This is a genomic window from Flavobacterium ginsengiterrae, assembly GCF_039539785.1.
Lineage (GTDB): Bacteria > Bacteroidota > Bacteroidia > Flavobacteriales > Flavobacteriaceae > Flavobacterium > Flavobacterium ginsengiterrae.
This window is the reverse complement of sequence record NZ_BAABDU010000006.1, coordinates 249,722-265,470: the sequence shown is the minus strand read 5'-3', so window position 1 is coordinate 265,470 and position 15,749 is coordinate 249,722. Positions and strand designations below refer to the sequence as shown.

The 15,749-nt window shown below is 31.9% G+C and carries 15 protein-coding genes; 12 read left to right on the top strand and 3 right to left on the bottom strand.

Annotation, left to right across the window (positions count from 1 at the left end; translation table 11 throughout):
* Positions 1-36: 36 nt before the first annotated feature.
* Complete coding sequence (locus ABD859_RS17360; RefSeq protein ID WP_345145852.1) at positions 37-1,473, bottom strand: glycosyltransferase family 2 protein; 1,437 nt, start codon at positions 1,471-1,473, stop codon at positions 37-39.
* A gap of 548 nt (positions 1,474-2,021) precedes the next feature.
* On the opposite strand from ABD859_RS17360, the gene ABD859_RS17355 reads away from it, so the two are divergent.
* Together ABD859_RS17355 and ABD859_RS17350 are read left to right on the top strand one after the other, a co-directional pair.
* Positions 2,022-2,471, top strand: a complete 450-nt coding sequence (locus tag ABD859_RS17355) for a response regulator (RefSeq protein WP_345145851.1) — start codon at positions 2,022-2,024, stop codon at positions 2,469-2,471.
* A 12-nt stretch (positions 2,472-2,483) separates the two neighbouring features.
* The gene (locus ABD859_RS17350; RefSeq protein WP_345145850.1) at positions 2,484-6,503 is read left to right on the top strand and encodes a PAS domain S-box protein; all 4,020 of its coding nucleotides are present in this window, start codon (positions 2,484-2,486) and stop codon (positions 6,501-6,503) included.
* Between the two features lie 83 nt (positions 6,504-6,586).
* Here the strand turns inward: ABD859_RS17350 and ABD859_RS17345 are convergent, their stop codons facing one another.
* Both ABD859_RS17345 and ABD859_RS17340 read right to left on the bottom strand, forming a co-directional pair.
* On the bottom strand, positions 6,587-7,003 hold the full coding sequence (locus ABD859_RS17345) for a lipocalin family protein (protein ID WP_345145849.1): 417 nt from the start codon (positions 7,001-7,003) through the stop codon (positions 6,587-6,589).
* A 112-nt stretch (positions 7,004-7,115) separates the two neighbouring features.
* The gene (locus ABD859_RS17340; RefSeq protein WP_345145848.1) at positions 7,116-7,994 is read right to left on the bottom strand and encodes a hypothetical protein; all 879 of its coding nucleotides are present in this window, start codon (positions 7,992-7,994) and stop codon (positions 7,116-7,118) included.
* A gap of 332 nt (positions 7,995-8,326) precedes the next feature.
* On the opposite strand from ABD859_RS17340, the gene ABD859_RS17335 reads away from it, so the two are divergent.
* The 10 genes from ABD859_RS17335 (at position 8,327) to ABD859_RS17290 (ending at position 15,724) form a co-directional block, all read left to right on the top strand.
* Complete coding sequence (locus tag ABD859_RS17335; RefSeq protein ID WP_345145847.1) at positions 8,327-8,518, top strand: hypothetical protein; 192 nt, start codon at positions 8,327-8,329, stop codon at positions 8,516-8,518.
* Positions 8,519-8,572: 54 nt separating this feature from the next.
* Positions 8,573-10,267: a tetratricopeptide repeat-containing sensor histidine kinase gene (locus tag ABD859_RS17330; protein WP_345145846.1), complete on the top strand. Its 1,695-nt coding sequence runs from the start codon at positions 8,573-8,575 to the stop codon at positions 10,265-10,267.
* Positions 10,268-10,273: 6 nt separating this feature from the next.
* Positions 10,274-10,942: a response regulator gene (locus ABD859_RS17325; protein ID WP_345145845.1), complete on the top strand. Its 669-nt coding sequence runs from the start codon at positions 10,274-10,276 to the stop codon at positions 10,940-10,942.
* A gap of 144 nt (positions 10,943-11,086) precedes the next feature.
* Positions 11,087-11,245: a hypothetical protein gene (locus tag ABD859_RS17320; protein WP_345145844.1), complete on the top strand. Its 159-nt coding sequence runs from the start codon at positions 11,087-11,089 to the stop codon at positions 11,243-11,245.
* A gap of 94 nt (positions 11,246-11,339) precedes the next feature.
* Complete coding sequence (locus ABD859_RS17315) at positions 11,340-11,570, top strand: DUF4236 domain-containing protein (protein ID WP_345145843.1); 231 nt, start codon at positions 11,340-11,342, stop codon at positions 11,568-11,570.
* 2 nt (positions 11,571-11,572) lie between these two features.
* Complete coding sequence (locus ABD859_RS17310; RefSeq protein WP_345145842.1) at positions 11,573-11,923, top strand: excalibur calcium-binding domain-containing protein; 351 nt, start codon at positions 11,573-11,575, stop codon at positions 11,921-11,923.
* A gap of 10 nt (positions 11,924-11,933) precedes the next feature.
* The gene (locus ABD859_RS17305) at positions 11,934-12,329 is read left to right on the top strand and encodes a tellurite resistance TerB family protein (protein WP_345145841.1); all 396 of its coding nucleotides are present in this window, start codon (positions 11,934-11,936) and stop codon (positions 12,327-12,329) included.
* 3 nt (positions 12,330-12,332) lie between these two features.
* Positions 12,333-13,601: an ABC transporter permease gene (locus ABD859_RS17300; protein WP_345145840.1), complete on the top strand. Its 1,269-nt coding sequence runs from the start codon at positions 12,333-12,335 to the stop codon at positions 13,599-13,601.
* A gap of 4 nt (positions 13,602-13,605) precedes the next feature.
* A complete protein-coding gene (locus ABD859_RS17295) occupies positions 13,606-14,499 on the top strand; it encodes a hypothetical protein (protein WP_345145839.1) in 894 nt (297 codons plus the stop codon).
* Positions 14,500-14,665: 166 nt separating this feature from the next.
* Positions 14,666-15,724, top strand: a complete 1,059-nt coding sequence (locus ABD859_RS17290) for a type I restriction endonuclease (RefSeq protein ID WP_345145838.1) — start codon at positions 14,666-14,668, stop codon at positions 15,722-15,724.
* Positions 15,725-15,749 lie beyond the last annotated feature (25 nt).

The following is a 15,749-nucleotide window of genomic DNA, read 5'->3' as shown; positions in this document are numbered from 1 at the left end:
CAGGATTAAATATAAAATAGTAGTTGAAAATATTTCTTAACCTCTAGTCAGCCAGCCTCTTTTATGAGCTGTAATGATGGAGTATGGAGCAATCCAAAACAATCCGAAAGTGTAAAAAACACTATATGAGTACGCCCAGAATGCTTCTGTAAAAGAATATCTTTTTGCATAAAACAATACTGTAAAGCTTGATACAGTTAATATTCCTAATAAAGCTGAGCTTAAAAACAATAACGGATGCGTTGCAATAAAATAGAACATAAAGATAAAGAACGGATACGTCATGATGATTCTTAAAGATTGTTCTGTAAACAATAATCTTGCACCAACTTTAGACTCTTTTCTAAAATCTTTCCAAACATATTTGGCCATCATAATGTTTTCACGCACATTACTTCTACCCCATCTAATGAACATTTTATAAAGACCTTTATAATTTTCAGGAACGTTTGTTAAAACATAAGCATTACGTTGGAACAATACGTGGTGTCCTTGTTTTAAAATCATGTTTGTCATTGCACGGTCTTCACCAATATCTGAAGGCTGTCCCATAAAAGTCTGGTCGATCCATTCTGGCAGACAAGCAAAAACAGCATTTCTTCTGTAAGCCGCTAAAGCTCCCGGAGTACAAAGTACAGAACCAAGTGAACTTTCTGCAGAACGCATGAATTCAAAACTCATTACAAAACTTACATTCAGCATTTTTGGCAAAATTGCTTTTTCGTTGTTCAAAACCTGAACATTTCCGGCAACAGCACCACATTTTTCGTCAACAACAAATGGGCTTACTAAGTTTCTTAAAGTATCTTTTTTCACAATTGAATCACTATCAACTGTTACAAAAATTTCACCTTTTCCTAAGTTAAATCCACGGTATAATGCGTGACGTTTTCCTTTGTTTTGCGGTTGTTGAAAAATAGAAACACGATCGCCTAATTTAATTTTGGCTTGTTGAATCCAATACCAAGTATCATCTTTACTTCCATCGTCAATTGCCAAAAGCTCTAATTTATGAGCAGGGAAATCACTATCTGCCAGACTCATTAAAGTTTCGTAAACTAATTTTCCTTCGTTGTAAGCTGGAACAATCACAGTACAAGTTGGCAGTAATTCATCAGAAACTGATTCAATTGGTTTGTATTTAAAGTAAAGAAATAAGTTGTAAAGAAACATTCCGCCTTTAAAAAGGAATAATGCTACAGTTATGGCAAGAAAAATAATCCCGCCGGTAGAATTTAATCTTTCTAAATGAAGCTGATCGAAATCAGGCTGAAATTGAAAAACGAAAAACGCTCCGGTAAGCAGTAACAAAAATGTTCCTGCAAGGATCATAAATCCAAAAGCGCTTTTTGGTCTTTCTACAAGTTTTTTGGTTGAGTTATTATTTATTTTAAAAATTGACGGGCTTATTTGTACATCGGTGCTATTGCTGCCTGTGTAAAATTGTTTTGAGATAATTGTTTCGCTTTCCATGTCCTGTTTGTTTTTAATTCTCTAAAATGGGCTTTTATCAAATTGTCTTTCTTTTTAGATTAGAATTCTGTGTAAACACAAAAAAGTTAAAGAGTGACATTTTCACAATTTGCAAGGCGCGTGCCAATTAGGTTTTAAACTGAAAGTAAGCGTTTTACGTTTTTTTATACACAAAAGATGTGTGTAAAAATTTTACACTTTGTACAATGTTTATACAGTTTTTAGTGTGTAAACGGCCGTAAAATAAGAGATTTTTCTAGTGGCGAAGTAATGCCATGAAATATAAAAACGCAAAAATGATTCGAAAATTGTATTATTGTTTCAAATCACAAAATGTTATTTTTCTCAATCTAAAACAGAGGTAATTACTTACAGAATCATTTAAAAATAAAACTATTAAATTAAATAATTATAAAGTGTCATTTAAATAAGTTAACTTTATAGGTTTCTAAAATCTTTTTTTGCGTAAAGAATGAATATCCCAGCAAAAAAAGAATTAACATTTGTTTATTTTTTACGCCTAATTTTATATTAAATTTTTGCATTGCATGACAAAACAGATTTACAACATTTTACTTGCTGACGACGACAACGACGACTGTTCTTTTTTTGAAGAAGCCTTAGACGAAATATCGCTTGCAACAACTCTTGTAACTGTAAATGATGGAGTACAGCTAATGGAATTTTTATCAGATAAAACAACAGATAATCTTCCCGATTTACTTTTTCTGGATTTAAATATGCCCAGAAAAAATGGTTCTGAATGTCTTGCAGAAATAAGACAAATTGATAAACTAAAAGATTTCCCAATAGTTATTTTTTCGACTTCTCTCGACAGCGAAATCGTAGATGTAATGTACAATAAAGGTGCAACATTTTACATTCGCAAACCGGGCGATTTTTCTAAACTGAAATCAGTAATAGAAAATGCACTTATTATTGCGTCAGAAAATAATTTTAAACAACCCGAGAGAACACATTTTGTAATTCAACCTTAAATCATTTCTTAAATGAGCCACGCCAATAAGGAACATTATTTTCTAGCCGATGGTGGAGAAATGGGCGAATTAATGCGTTCTAAAGACTGGAACAAAACGCCTGTAGGTGACCCTGAAAACTGGCCTCAAAGTCTGCGTACCATAACTTCTGTAATGCTCAACAATCCTTTTGGAATGTACATTGCCTGGGGAAATGAATTTACACAGTTATATAATGATGCTTTTCGAAAAATTCTGGGTTCAGACAAACATCCTGATGCTTTAGGAAATTCTCCAGATAATACCTTTTCTGAAATCTGGCATATTACAAAACCTATGTTTGAGGAAGTCATGAACGGAAAATCAATTAATTTTCCTGATTTTGTAGTTCCTCTTAACCGAAACGGCGTAGTAGAAACCTGCTATTTTGATTTTTCATATTCACCAATAAGAATAGAAAATGGAAAAATTGGCGGAATCTTAGTAACTGTAGTCGAAACTACTGCCAAGAAAAGAGCTGCTGATATTTTAAAAGAAAAAAATGAGCGCTTTAAAAACAATATTATGCAGACGCCTTTGGCCATGTGCGTTTTTAGAGGAAAAGATCATATTGTTGAAATTGCCAACGACAAAATGATACAGCTTTGGGGCACAACTACTGAAAAAGTGCTCAATAAATCTATTTTTAATGTTCTGCCAGAAATTAAAGATCAGGGATTAGAAGAGCTGATACAGAATGTTTATTCTACCGGCAAAAAGTTTATTGCCAATGAACGTTTGGTAGAACTTTCCCGAAATGGAAAAACAGAACATACTTATGTCAATTTTATATACGAAGCTTTAACAGAATGCAACGGAAGTATTTCCGGCGTTGTTGCTATTGCTATTGAAGTTACAGATCAGGTTGAGGCCCGTGCAAAACTGGAGGAAAGCGAACAAAAAATCAGGCAGATGGTCGAAAATGCTCCTTTCCCAATAGGAGTTTATGTTGGAAAAGAAGAAATGCGGATAGAACTTGCAAACGATTCTATTATTGAAGTTTGGGGAAAAGGCCCGGATGTAATTGGAAAATCATATCGTGAAATTCTGCCGGAACTTAATAATCAATCTATTTTTGAGCAGGTTGAAAGCGTTTTTGACACCGGAAAATCTTTTCATAACAAAAATGCCAAAGTTGATATAACCATCAACGGTAAGCTCGAAAGTTTTTACTTCAATTATAGTTTTACACCTTTATTTGATACAAACGGTAAAGTCTACGCCGTTATGAATACAGCGGCAGAGGTTACAGATCTTCACCTCGCTTCTAAAAAAATTGAAATCGCAGACAAACGTTTCCGCGACACAGTAAAACAGGCTCCGCTGGGAATCACCATTCTGCGCGGCCCTGAATATATTGTTGAAATGGCAAACGACGCTTACTTAAAATTAGTAGCCAGAGAAGAAAATAGTTTTATTGGCAGACCTTTGTTTGATTCACTTCCGGAAGTAAAAGATACTGTCGATTTATTACTGAAAAATGTTTTAGAAACCGGTGTTCCGTATCACGGAAATGAAGTTCCGGTTCCGTTAAACCGATATGGCGAACAGGGAATTTGGTATTTTGATTTTCTCTATCATCCTTTAAGAGAAGAAAATGGAGAAATATCAGGAATTATTGTTACGGTAACCGAAGTAAGCGAAAAGGTTGAAGCTCGAAAAGAAATCGAAAAAAACGAAGAATTCTTAAATATTATTGTCGATGCCAGCGAATTAGGGACTTGGGAATTAAATGTAAAAACCAGAGAACCGCGATATTCTCAGCGCTATCTTGAAATTCTTGGCGGTTATAAAGAAAAAGTTATTCTTACACACGAACAATTACTGCAGCATCTGCATCCAGATGATATGCATATTAGGAACAAAGCTTTTAAAGATGCACTTTCATCAGGAAATCTGCATTATGAAGCCAGAACAATCTGGCCAGATAAATCCATACACTGGATTGAAGGAAAAGGCAAGGTTTTTTATGATGAAAATGGTAATGCTGACAAGCTTATTGGAACTTTAAGGGATATTACACCCGAAAAAAATCATCAGCAGGAACTGGAAGAAAGCGAAAAAAGATTTCGAAATCTTGTTATGCAGTCACCTGTTCCAAAAGCAATTTTAAAGGGAAGCGATATGATTGTCGAAATTGCCAACCATGCTTTGCTTAAAAATATCTGGAAGAAAAAAGAAATCGATGTTCAGGACAGGAAACTTCTTGACATTTTCCCTGAATTATCGGTTCAGAAATATGGCCGATTATTAAAAGAAGTGTATGCTTCCGGAAATGTATACTCTGAAATAGAGTCGCCAATTATTATAAATGGAGATGATGGCGAAAATCTATTTTATATCGATTTTGAATATGCGCCAATATATGATTCAGACAACATTATATCTGGAGTCAGAGCTACTATTGTTGATGTTACTGAAAAAGTAGAAGCCCGTAACAAAATTGCCGAAAGTGAAAAACGTTTCCGCTCGTTAACAGAAAGTATGCCTCAATTAATTTGGGAAACCGATGAAAATGGTAATGGCTTATTTGCTTCGGGAAAATGGGCTGAATATACAGGAGTAAAACCAACCGGCGACGCCGAATGGAAATCGATGATTCATCCTGAAGATCTCAAAGAAAACATAAAAATCTGGAACCATAGTTTAAAAACCGGACAGGTTTTTAGGTCAGATGTAAGAGTTCTAAGAAAAGACGGCAGTTACAGATGGCATACGGTTCTGGGCGAACCTGTTCTGGATGCCGATAATAAAATTATAAAATGGGTAGGCGCTTTTACAGACATTCATACAGAAAAAGCTTTTACAAACGAACTCGAACAACAAGTTACAGCCAGAACACGAGAATTGAGCCAGATGTACGATTCGCTTAAAAAAAGCGAAGAACGTTATCATTTAATGGTCGAAGAAGTACAGGATTATTCTATTTTATATTTAAGCCGAGACGGAATAGTTGAAAACTGGAACGTAGGTGCCGAAAAAATTAAAGGTTATAAATCTCAGGAAATAACCGGAAAATATTTCGGTATATTTTATACGCCCGAAGATCAAAAAAGAGATCTTCCAAATACTTTATTACAGCTTGCAAGAGAAAAAGGCAGAGCTGTACAGCAAGGCTGGCGCATGCGTAAAAACGGTACTTTGTTTTGGGCAAGTGTTGTAATTACGGCTATTCATAATAAAGACAAAGAGGTTATTGGATTCTCTAAAGTAACACACGACTTAACTGAGAAAAAAAGAGCCGATGATAAAATTAAACGAAACGCATTAGAACTCGAACAAAAAAATACCGAGCTGGAACACATGAATAAGGAACTTCAGTCCTTTGCTTACATTTCGAGTCACGATTTACAGGAACCGCTTCGGAAAATTCAAACTTTTGCTTCACAGATAATTGAAAAAGAATTTGATAATTTATCAGACTCAGGAAAAGATAAATTCCAAAGAATGCAAAATGCGGCGAAACGTATGCAGACTTTAATTCACGATTTGTTATCCTATTCGAGAACCAATATTCAGGAAAGAATTTTTGAGAAAACCAATCTTTCCAAAATTATTGAAGAAGTAAAAGAAGATCTGCGCGAAGAACTTGAACAGAAAAATGCAGTAATAGAAAGCAATGAAATTGCAGATGTAAGTATTATTCCGTTTCAGTTTAGACAATTACTGTATAATCTGGTCAGCAATTCGATCAAGTTTTCGAAACCTGATGTTACACCAATAATCAAAATCGAAAGTAAAATTGCAAAAGGCTCTGATTTAGAAGAAAAAAATCTTGATAAAGAAAAAATCTACTGTCACATTAAAGTTTCAGACAACGGAATTGGTTTTGAATCTCAATACAGTAAAAAAATATTTGATGTTTTTCAGCGCCTGCACGGAAGAGATCATTACAACGGCACCGGAATTGGATTGGCAATCGTTAAAAAAATTGTCGAAAACCACAACGGAATTATTTCTGCGAAAGGCGAACAAAACAAAGGGGCTGCATTTGATATTTATATTCCTTTATAATACATCAAAAAATAATATTCATAAAAAAACGGAAATGACTTTTAAAGTTATTTCCGTTTTTTATTTCCACTAATTCAATCTAATTATCTGCTGTAAACTGTGATAACACCAGTAGTTTTATCTTTAATTTTCAACTCTTTATTAGTTAAATTCATAATATCACTTGTTGAGCTTACATTACCCACTGTAATTGTTAAATCATTATGAGATCTTACATAAGTTCCAGTAGTTTCTGTTAAAGCACAATCAGATCCATTATAATCCCCCATAACTGCAGCATTACTTACTCTTAGATCTAAATAATCCCCTGGACATCCCGCTTGATTTTGCGGTGCATCAATTAATACTTCTTTTCCATCAATAATAGTCCCAGTTTGGCGTAAATTATACTTCCCTTGGATTGGCACTATTGTTTCCCCGTCATTATCGTCGCTACTACAAGATGTTGCGAACATTCCAATGCTTAAGGCTAATACGAATAATATGTTTCTATTTTTCATGTTGATTTGTTTTTTATTGATTTAATTTAATAATGCTAAATTAAAAGTATATACGTACAAAAAATTCCATGATTTTGCGAAAATATTACATAAATCTCATTTTAACGAAAATTTACTTTTTTACATACTTATTCAAAATATACCTTGTTACAGGTCTTAGTGTTCCATTTGTTTCTGGATGTCTGCCATGTCCGTTAAAAAAATCAATTCCGTTTGCAGTCTTTGCATACCAAATAACCGCTTGTCCGTTTTTGTCAAAACAAGTTGTGGTATCGCATACATTTACTTTTTGAAGATTCACCAGACTCTTATCTAATATTTCAATTTTATTTGCCATTCCAAGTCCTTCAATTTTCAAATCACAGTCTACCATCTCATAATGATCATTTGACCATTGCATGCATTGTTTTTCCGGAAGAGCTAAATAAATTATTAAACCTATAAGGCATACAATAACGGCAGCTCCTATATATTGTAATTTACTAGGAGTGCGTTTCTTTTTAGGAATATCATTATATAATTTTATATCGTAACTAGGAGATTCTTTTAAATTTTTCGGTACTTCTGTATCTCTGATAAAATTATCAGGCATAACTTCTTTCAAATCCCCTAAAACCATTTCTTCGCTTTTTCCTTTTGTTCTGTACTTATTAAAAGGTCTATTTTGAAAATCTACCAAAATAGCGGCAAGGTCGATAGCTTCAATATTGGCAGGATCTGTTTTTCCTTTAAAAAAAGAAACTATGGGTCTAAACTTGTCTCTTTGTTCTCTAAAGAAATTCTTTTTAGTCGCATCAAATGGAAATCCAAAAAAATCATTAAAAACATTTAGATCATCCTGACTAACTCCTTCAACAAATTTTTCCCAGCATAAGTCTCGAAGTTTTCCCTGTGCTGGGTTTTCCAAATAAGCAAAATTTACTTTTTGTCTCTCAATTTCATACTTCGCTTTTACAGCTTTTTTATAATCTTCAATAGTATAGTTGTACATAGGCCATTGGTAATTTTTAGGAATTCCTAAGCATTTTCAGGAAGGGTTAAACATTATGGGAATTCCGGGAATTCCTTATCAATACTGGCGTATAAGCGTTGTTCCTTTGCTTCAGAATTAGTTAAACAATTGATCTGCAGATTAAATACAAAATTACAAAACTAGTTCAATCAACAAGTGCGGAAAACCGTAAAACGGAGTTTATCCGGGAAGTATAAATAATGTTTTATAGTTCTACGCACTTCACTTCCCAAAAACCGCGGCATTGCCTCAAAAAGATTCAGAAAGGTTCTGAACTGCTTTGCCGCATCTAATTTTTAATCCTTAAAAAAATGAAAACATTATATCTATTGGGAGCGTGCGCGCTATTGTCAACTACTTTATTTTCTTGTACTGCTGACGAATTTGAAACTGAAACAAAAAAGACTGAAATAAAAAAAGAGGTAATTCCGTCTGGACAAGCAAGTGAGCCAGATCCTGGTCCTGGTGATGACCCTACTAATATTAAACCACCAAAAAAATAACAAATAAAATTTATTGTTTTCAATAAATTATTAATTTCGGGGAAAGTAAGATTTATGTTACGATCCCCGTTTTTTTATTTCTTTATTTTTCTTCTTTTCATTTCTTGTGAGGAGAAAGCAAACTTATTAGTTAAACCACAGAAATCAAATAAAGAAGCAAAACTTATACAAGAAAAAGCGACAGAACAACTCCTGAAGAACAATTATAACAATGCTTTTTACCTTTTTAATAAATCAAAAATTGCCTTTGAACTTTCTAAAGACAGTATGAATATTGTTTACAATTTAATTCAAATGGCAAATATCCAGCAAATAAATGGTGATTATTATGGAAGTAAGGAAACATTAACAGAAGCATTACCTTATGCAAAAGTTGACGATAGTTATAATTCGGCAATTAATAATTCTTTTGGAATTGCTGACAAAGAACTTTCTATTTATAATGATGCCATTTTTTACTACAATCAGGCGATACAAGTCTCATCAGAACAGATTGACAAACAATCTCCTCTTAACAATATTGCTGTTGTTTACATTAAACAAAAAAAATACGATAAAGCAATTAAAATTCTCGAAGGAATTTTAAAAACAAAAGCATTCGATGAATTTATAAAAAGTAAAGCAAGAGTAATTGATAATCTCGGATACGCCCATTTTAAAAAAGGCCAAAATGAAAAAGGATTTCAGCTTATGAGGGAAAGTCTGGAACTAAGAAAAAAAGCCGATGATACGTATGGAAGCATCGAAAGTTATCTCCATCTAGCAGAATTTTATTCAAAAACTGATATTAAAAAATCAAATGAATATGCTAAAAAAGCTTATGAAATTTCAACCAACCTTAACAGTGTAGATGAACGTTTAAGAGCACTCGCCTTTCTAATTTCTAATGGATCTGAAGCAAATTATGGTAAAAAGTATGTTGCGATCAATGACAGTATTATCAAAATCCGCAACAATTTTAAAAATAAATTTGCTAAAATAAAATACGATTCGAAAAAAGAAAAAGACGAGAATCAAAAACTTCGTTTAGAAAAAGCTGAAAATGAATTATCGCTTCAAAAAGCAAAATACCAAAGAATATTTTTTATAATTGGTATTATATCGCTTTTCTTCCTTTTGTTTTATTTGAGAAAGTTTTACCAAAACCGAAATCGAATTGAAAAAATAAAAACGGCCTACGATACCGAAACCAGAATTGCCAAAGATATTCATGATGAATTAGCAAATGATGTTTTTAACACCATAACCTACACACAAACTCAGCCTCTAACAAACGAAAACAATAAAGAAACATTACTGCAAAAACTGGATCACATATATGCTCGTGTGCGTGGTATTTCAAGAGAAAACAGCAATATTGACGTTAAAGCAAATTATGCCTTAAACCTAAAAGAAATGCTTTCTACTTATAATAGTGATACTACAAACGTTATTATTAACAGTATAGAAAAAGTAAATTGGGATTTAATTGATGAAATTAAAAAAATTACGATTTACAGAGTTTTACAGGAATTAATGGTAAATATGAAAAAACATAGTCAGGCATCCTTAGTAGTTGTAAAGTTTGACAGCAATGGAAAAACAGTTTTTATTGACTATACTGATAACGGAAAAGGTTCACAAAAAAATAAAATTATAAAAAATGGTCTGCAAAATATGGAAAACCGTATTTTGTCTAATAAAGGAACTATTACTTTTGACACTGAACCAGATAAAGGTTTTAAAGTAAAAATAACAATGCCTAAATAAGTGCCTATGTTTAAAAAAGTAATTATAGCCGAGGATTTTGAAGAATTTAATTTAGCCGTAAAACAAACTTTGAGTGACCTCAACATTGTTGATTTTCAACATGCAAAATATTGTGATGATGCTTTCCTAAAAATTAGAAAAGCCATTCAGGATAATGAGCCATACGACTTATTAATAAGTGATCTTTCTTTTAAAAAAGATCATCGTGAAGTAAAAATTGGCAGTGGCGATGAGCTAATTCAAAAAGTACGTGAACTACAGCCTGATATTAAAATTATTGCCTATTCTATCGAAGATAAAAACCTTCGCATAAAATCACTTTTTGATGATTCTGAAATTGACGCTTTTGTACTGAAAGGCAGAAACAGTATTGAGGAATTGAAAAAAGCGATTACTATAATTTCAACTTCTGATCAAAAATTTATTTCGCCTGAAGCTGCTTCTGCACTTCAGGAAAAAGGAAACTACGAAATAGACGATGTTGATATTAAAATCTTAAAATATTTGTCGGCAGGAACATCGCAGGATGATATTATAGAAATTTTTAAAAACAGTGATATAAAACCGAATAGTAAAAGTGCTATGGAAAAAAGATTAGCAAAACTAAAAGATTTTTTCAAGGCAAATAATACTGTTCATTTGGTTTCGATTACAAAAGATATGGGTCTTATTTAATTTCCCTAAAATAACATTCTCACAAGCTCCTTCGGGAGCTTTTTTTATTTCCAAAATTTAAAATTTACAGATTATGGATTTCCGTAAAATACTGATTTTGATTGGTTTTACTTTTGGATTATTAATCTATTAAAAATTAAAATCATGAAAAAAGCAGCTATTCTGTTTAGTTTATTCTTCTTAGTGTTAGGAGGAAGTATCGAAGCCCAAGGCGGCCATTATAAAGGAGGAAAAGGTAGTTCTCATAAAGGTGGGAAATATAAAAACTCAAGTACTCACAATCATTACAAAAAAAGAAAATAATCATTTTTTTAGACTTCGATTGACATGAAATAATGGGTACGTCAAAAGAAGTTTCTAAACAGCAAAAAACTTTAATTAACTAAACCTAAAAATCATGGGCTTTCGATTTCAAAAAAGAATCAAACTTGGAGGCGGACTTGGATTAAACATAAGTAAATCCGGAATTTCTCCAAGTTTTAGAACAAAAATGGGCACATTTAGCAAGAATGGCTATTCTACAAAAACAGGTATTCCGGGAATTCGATACCAAAATAGCGGATGCCTTGTTCTGTTTGTATTTACAGGACTTCTAACATTTTTAATTTACACACTTAAACATTATTAACTATGGGATATCGAAAAGGATATTACAGAAAAGACGGAACATATGTTCAGGGACATTACGCCAACAACAGATCCAAATTCTCAAACAAAAATAATGGATGCATGCTTTCAATCTTGGCTTGTATTGCATTTAGCTCAATAATTTCATGCTCAGAATCATCAGATTCAACAGAAGGAATTTCAAATTCATCATCGACCACAAATTCTGGATCAAATTCTAATTGTCCTACAAAAACGTGCGCCAGTTTTTCAACTTGGGAAGAAGCACAGGCAACATATAACAGTAATAGAAGCTGTTATAAACACTTAGATGGCAATGGTGATGGAATTGCATGCGAATCACTAAAAAAATAAAATACAAACCATGATAACACTAGAACTAAAAAGCCATTTTTTAAGATTGTACCAAATGGCATTATCCGACGATCAATTTGATGTATTAGAATTGCAGATGCTGTATCATTTTGCAGACGAACGAGGAATTCCGAAAGAAGAGCTTGATAAACTTTTTCAAAACCCTGTCAACACAGAATTTATAGTTCCGGAATCTTTAAATACCAAAATTGAATATCTGTATGATCTAACCCGAATTATTTGGGCAGACGGAAAAATTACCGATGACGAATTAAATATGCTTCGAAAATATTGCCGCAAATTTGATTTCGTAGAAGAAAACATCAATGACTTATCTGATTATCTCATTGGCTGTGTGCAGAGAAACATCGGAAAAGAAGAAATTATTAGTCAACTAAACGCTTAAGTTATGAAAACACTAACCCAACTATTCAGTTTAAAAAAACCTGAGAATTCTTCTTTTAAAATTATAGAAGAAAATGAAGAAGACATAGAACAAATCAGAATTACATATTACCAAAGCGGTTTTGCAGCATCAGTCAAAGCAACCGGAAAGCCAATTGTTTTAAAAGCCTGCCTTCAAAATTTATATATGAGTTTTGAAGATCAGTGCCGAAAACAAAAAATGGAACAAGACCGACTAAAACAGCCTTATCGCGAAGAACAGGAAAAAAACAGAACTGAACTTAAAAAATCGGAAGCTGCTATTGGTATTTATGAGAAAAAAGAACAGGATATTAATGATAATATCGACCAGATTAAAAATGAAATTATCGAAGTAAAACGCAATCCTGATAAATACGGAATTGAAGAAGGAAAAGGTTTAAAAGCCCAATTTTATATTGGTTTAATTCTATTGCTTCCAATTACACTTTATGTTTTGGTGTTTTATATTTCTGCTTCCTACTCTGCTTTTTTCAAAGAATTTTCTAATGATAGTTTAACGGCTGCCATTTTTGATGCCGATGCTTTTACAAATGCATTTAAAGCAAGCTGGCTCGAAGGTGTTTTAGTGGTTACAATTCCGTTTGTTTTCATGGGACTAGGATATGTAATTCATATGGTGCAAAAAGGAAAAGGACTCAAGAATATTTTCAGGCTGGTTTCGCTTTTTGCTATTACCTTTTTATTTGATTCTCTTTTGGCATATATCATTGAGAAAAAAATCTATGAGTTTAACAAAACAACAGATTCTTCGCCTTATAATTTAAATATCGCTTTAGGAGAACCAGAATTCTGGATGATCATATTTGCTGGTTTTGTGGTTTATATTATCTGGGGGCTTGTATTCGATTTTGTAATGAAAGAATTTGAAAATATTGATAAAATCAGAGCTTTTATAAGAGGCAGAAAAGAAAACTTATTAAATCTGGAAAAACTTAAAACAGAATACATTAATAAAATCAATGATTTTAAACAGCAGATTGTGACCATAAATGGTAAAATTTCAGAACTTCAATCCAAAATAGACGGCTTTGTTTTTCCTGTAAAAGAATATCTGCATTATCATCATCAGTATAAAGAAGGCTGGTTTCAAGCAATTGGTACTGAATTAGCTTTACCCTATAAAGAAAAAGAAGAACTTTTACAGAGTTGCGAGCTTTACTCAGAAGAGCATTTAAGTAAACTAAACTTAATCGATCCAGATTTCCAGCATTTAGTGTATTCTAAAAACTAATATTATGAAAATTACAGTACTCAAAATTTCAATGTCATTATTGCTGGTTTTATTTTTTTCATGTAAAGAAGAAAAGAATGAAGGAAAAGAAGAAACGAATAAAAACGTTGTTTCTGAAAACTACAACATCAGTATTTTAATTGATTTATCAGACAGAATAAGTCTCAAAAAAAATCCAAATTCAACTATGGAGATATATCAAAGAGATTTAGGATACATCAAATCTGTTTCTGAAGCTTTTACACAACATTTAAAATCAAAAAGAATGAGACAGATTAATGACAAAATGCAATTGTTTTTTAATCCGGAACCCGAAAATTCTGAAATCAATTCGATTTCTAAAGATTTAAGAATTACGGTTGATAAAGATAATGCTTCAAAAAAATTACTCAATTCGATAAACGATACTTATGCTTCAAAAACAGCTTCAATTTATGAATCTGCAATTAAAGATGATAAATATATTGGTTCTGATATTTGGAATTTTTTTGACAGTAAAGTACAAGATCAGTGTATTGACAAAGGTTACAGAAACATTTTAGTCATTTTAACCGATGGATATATTTTTTATGATGGAACACAAATTAAAAACAACAATTTATCTAGTTATTTAACACCTCAGCTAATAAAACAAAACGGTTTAAATACTAACGATTGGCAGAAAAAATTCGATACTGGAAATTTTGGTTTTATTCCAATAAATAAGGATTTATCAAATCTTGAAGTTTTGGTATTAGGAATAAATCCAAGCAAAAATAATCCGTTTGAAGAAAAAGTTATAAAAGCGTATTGGACCAAATGGCTCTCTGAAATGAAAATCAAACATTTTGAAATTAAAAACGCAGATCTGCCATCAAACATGGATAAAATAATCAAAGATTTTATTTTAGAAAAATAATAAGCAAAAGCACATGCTTTTAAAGAGGAATTTAATATCCTCTTTTTTCTGTTTAAATACATTTCAAAAACTTCTTTTCTAGAATTCTTGTTCAATTACGGTTTTCCATAAAATACTGATTTTGATTGGTTTTACTTTTGAATTATTAATTTAAAATTACAAACCAATGGAAATGAATATTCAACTTAAATCATTAGCAGATAAAATAAATCAGCTTAAAAGTAAAATTGAAACCGAAGAATCTACAAAACATGCTTTTGTACTCCCATTTATACATGTACTTGGATACGATGCATTTAATCCGCTTGAAGTTGTTCCAGAATTTACCGCTGATCTTGGATTAAAAAAAGGTGAAAAAGTAGATTATGCTATTTTTCAAAACGGTGAACCTATCATTATTGTAGAATGCAAAAGCTGGAAAGAAAAGCTTACTGTTCATAACTCCCAATTATTCCGTTATTTTCATGTTACCAAAACAAGATTTGCACTTTTAACAAACGGAATCAATTATCAATTTTTTACTGACTTGGATGATCAAAACAAAATGGATGAAAAACCATTTTTAGAATTTGATATTACGAATCTAAAAGAAAATACGATAAACGAAATTGCAAAATTTCATAAAGCTAACTTTGATGTAAATAATATTGTAAGCAATGCAAGTTCATTAAAATATATCAAAGAAATCAAAAAACTTATAAGCGCCGAATTAGAAAGTCCATCCAGCGATTTTACAAAACTATTTGCTGGCAAAATATATACTGGCAGATTAACAGAAAAAGTTCTTGATGAATTTAAAGATTTGGTTCAAAAATCAGTCAGCCAATTTATTAATGATAAAATAAATGACCGATTAAATGCTGCTTTAACCAAAGAAACAATTAAACAGCAAGATGAAGAAATTTCAATTGTTGTTGAAGATGATAATAAAGTTAATACAACTGAAGAAGAACTTGATGCTTACCGAATTGTTCTAGCTATTTTGCGCAGAAAATTACCCACAAGCAGAATTGTGCACCGCGACACGCAGTCTTATTTTGGAATTCTTCTGGATGATAACAACCGTAAACCTTTGTGCAGACTTCATCTTAATGGGAATAAAAAATACATAAGTCTGTTTAATGATAATAAAACAGAATCTAAAATCTCTATTTCATCAATTGACGATATTTATCAATTTGAAAAAGAATTATTAGATACTATTTTGCTTTATGAAACGGAATAAATTCCCGTATAAGTACTCATAACAA

What these genes read in the sequence shown, in the direction of transcription:
- ABD859_RS17360 (WP_345145852.1), bottom strand. Translation starts at nt 1,473, where the DNA reads ATGGAAAGCGAAACAATTATCTCAAAACAATTTTACACAGGCAGCAAT.
- ABD859_RS17355 (WP_345145851.1), top strand. Translation starts at nt 2,022, where the DNA reads ATGACAAAACAGATTTACAACATTTTACTTGCTGACGACGACAACGAC.
- ABD859_RS17350 (WP_345145850.1), top strand. Translation starts at nt 2,484, where the DNA reads ATGAGCCACGCCAATAAGGAACATTATTTTCTAGCCGATGGTGGAGAA.
- ABD859_RS17345 (WP_345145849.1), bottom strand. Translation starts at nt 7,003, where the DNA reads ATGAAAAATAGAAACATATTATTCGTATTAGCCTTAAGCATTGGAATG.
- ABD859_RS17340 (WP_345145848.1), bottom strand. Translation starts at nt 7,994, where the DNA reads ATGTACAACTATACTATTGAAGATTATAAAAAAGCTGTAAAAGCGAAG.
- ABD859_RS17335 (WP_345145847.1), top strand. Translation starts at nt 8,327, where the DNA reads ATGAAAACATTATATCTATTGGGAGCGTGCGCGCTATTGTCAACTACT.
- ABD859_RS17330 (WP_345145846.1), top strand. Translation starts at nt 8,573, where the DNA reads ATGTTACGATCCCCGTTTTTTTATTTCTTTATTTTTCTTCTTTTCATT.
- ABD859_RS17325 (WP_345145845.1), top strand. Translation starts at nt 10,274, where the DNA reads ATGTTTAAAAAAGTAATTATAGCCGAGGATTTTGAAGAATTTAATTTA.
- ABD859_RS17320 (WP_345145844.1), top strand. Translation starts at nt 11,087, where the DNA reads ATGAAAAAAGCAGCTATTCTGTTTAGTTTATTCTTCTTAGTGTTAGGA.
- ABD859_RS17315 (WP_345145843.1), top strand. Translation starts at nt 11,340, where the DNA reads ATGGGCTTTCGATTTCAAAAAAGAATCAAACTTGGAGGCGGACTTGGA.
- ABD859_RS17310 (WP_345145842.1), top strand. Translation starts at nt 11,573, where the DNA reads ATGGGATATCGAAAAGGATATTACAGAAAAGACGGAACATATGTTCAG.
- ABD859_RS17305 (WP_345145841.1), top strand. Translation starts at nt 11,934, where the DNA reads ATGATAACACTAGAACTAAAAAGCCATTTTTTAAGATTGTACCAAATG.
- ABD859_RS17300 (WP_345145840.1), top strand. Translation starts at nt 12,333, where the DNA reads ATGAAAACACTAACCCAACTATTCAGTTTAAAAAAACCTGAGAATTCT.
- ABD859_RS17295 (WP_345145839.1), top strand. Translation starts at nt 13,606, where the DNA reads ATGAAAATTACAGTACTCAAAATTTCAATGTCATTATTGCTGGTTTTA.
- ABD859_RS17290 (WP_345145838.1), top strand. Translation starts at nt 14,666, where the DNA reads ATGGAAATGAATATTCAACTTAAATCATTAGCAGATAAAATAAATCAG.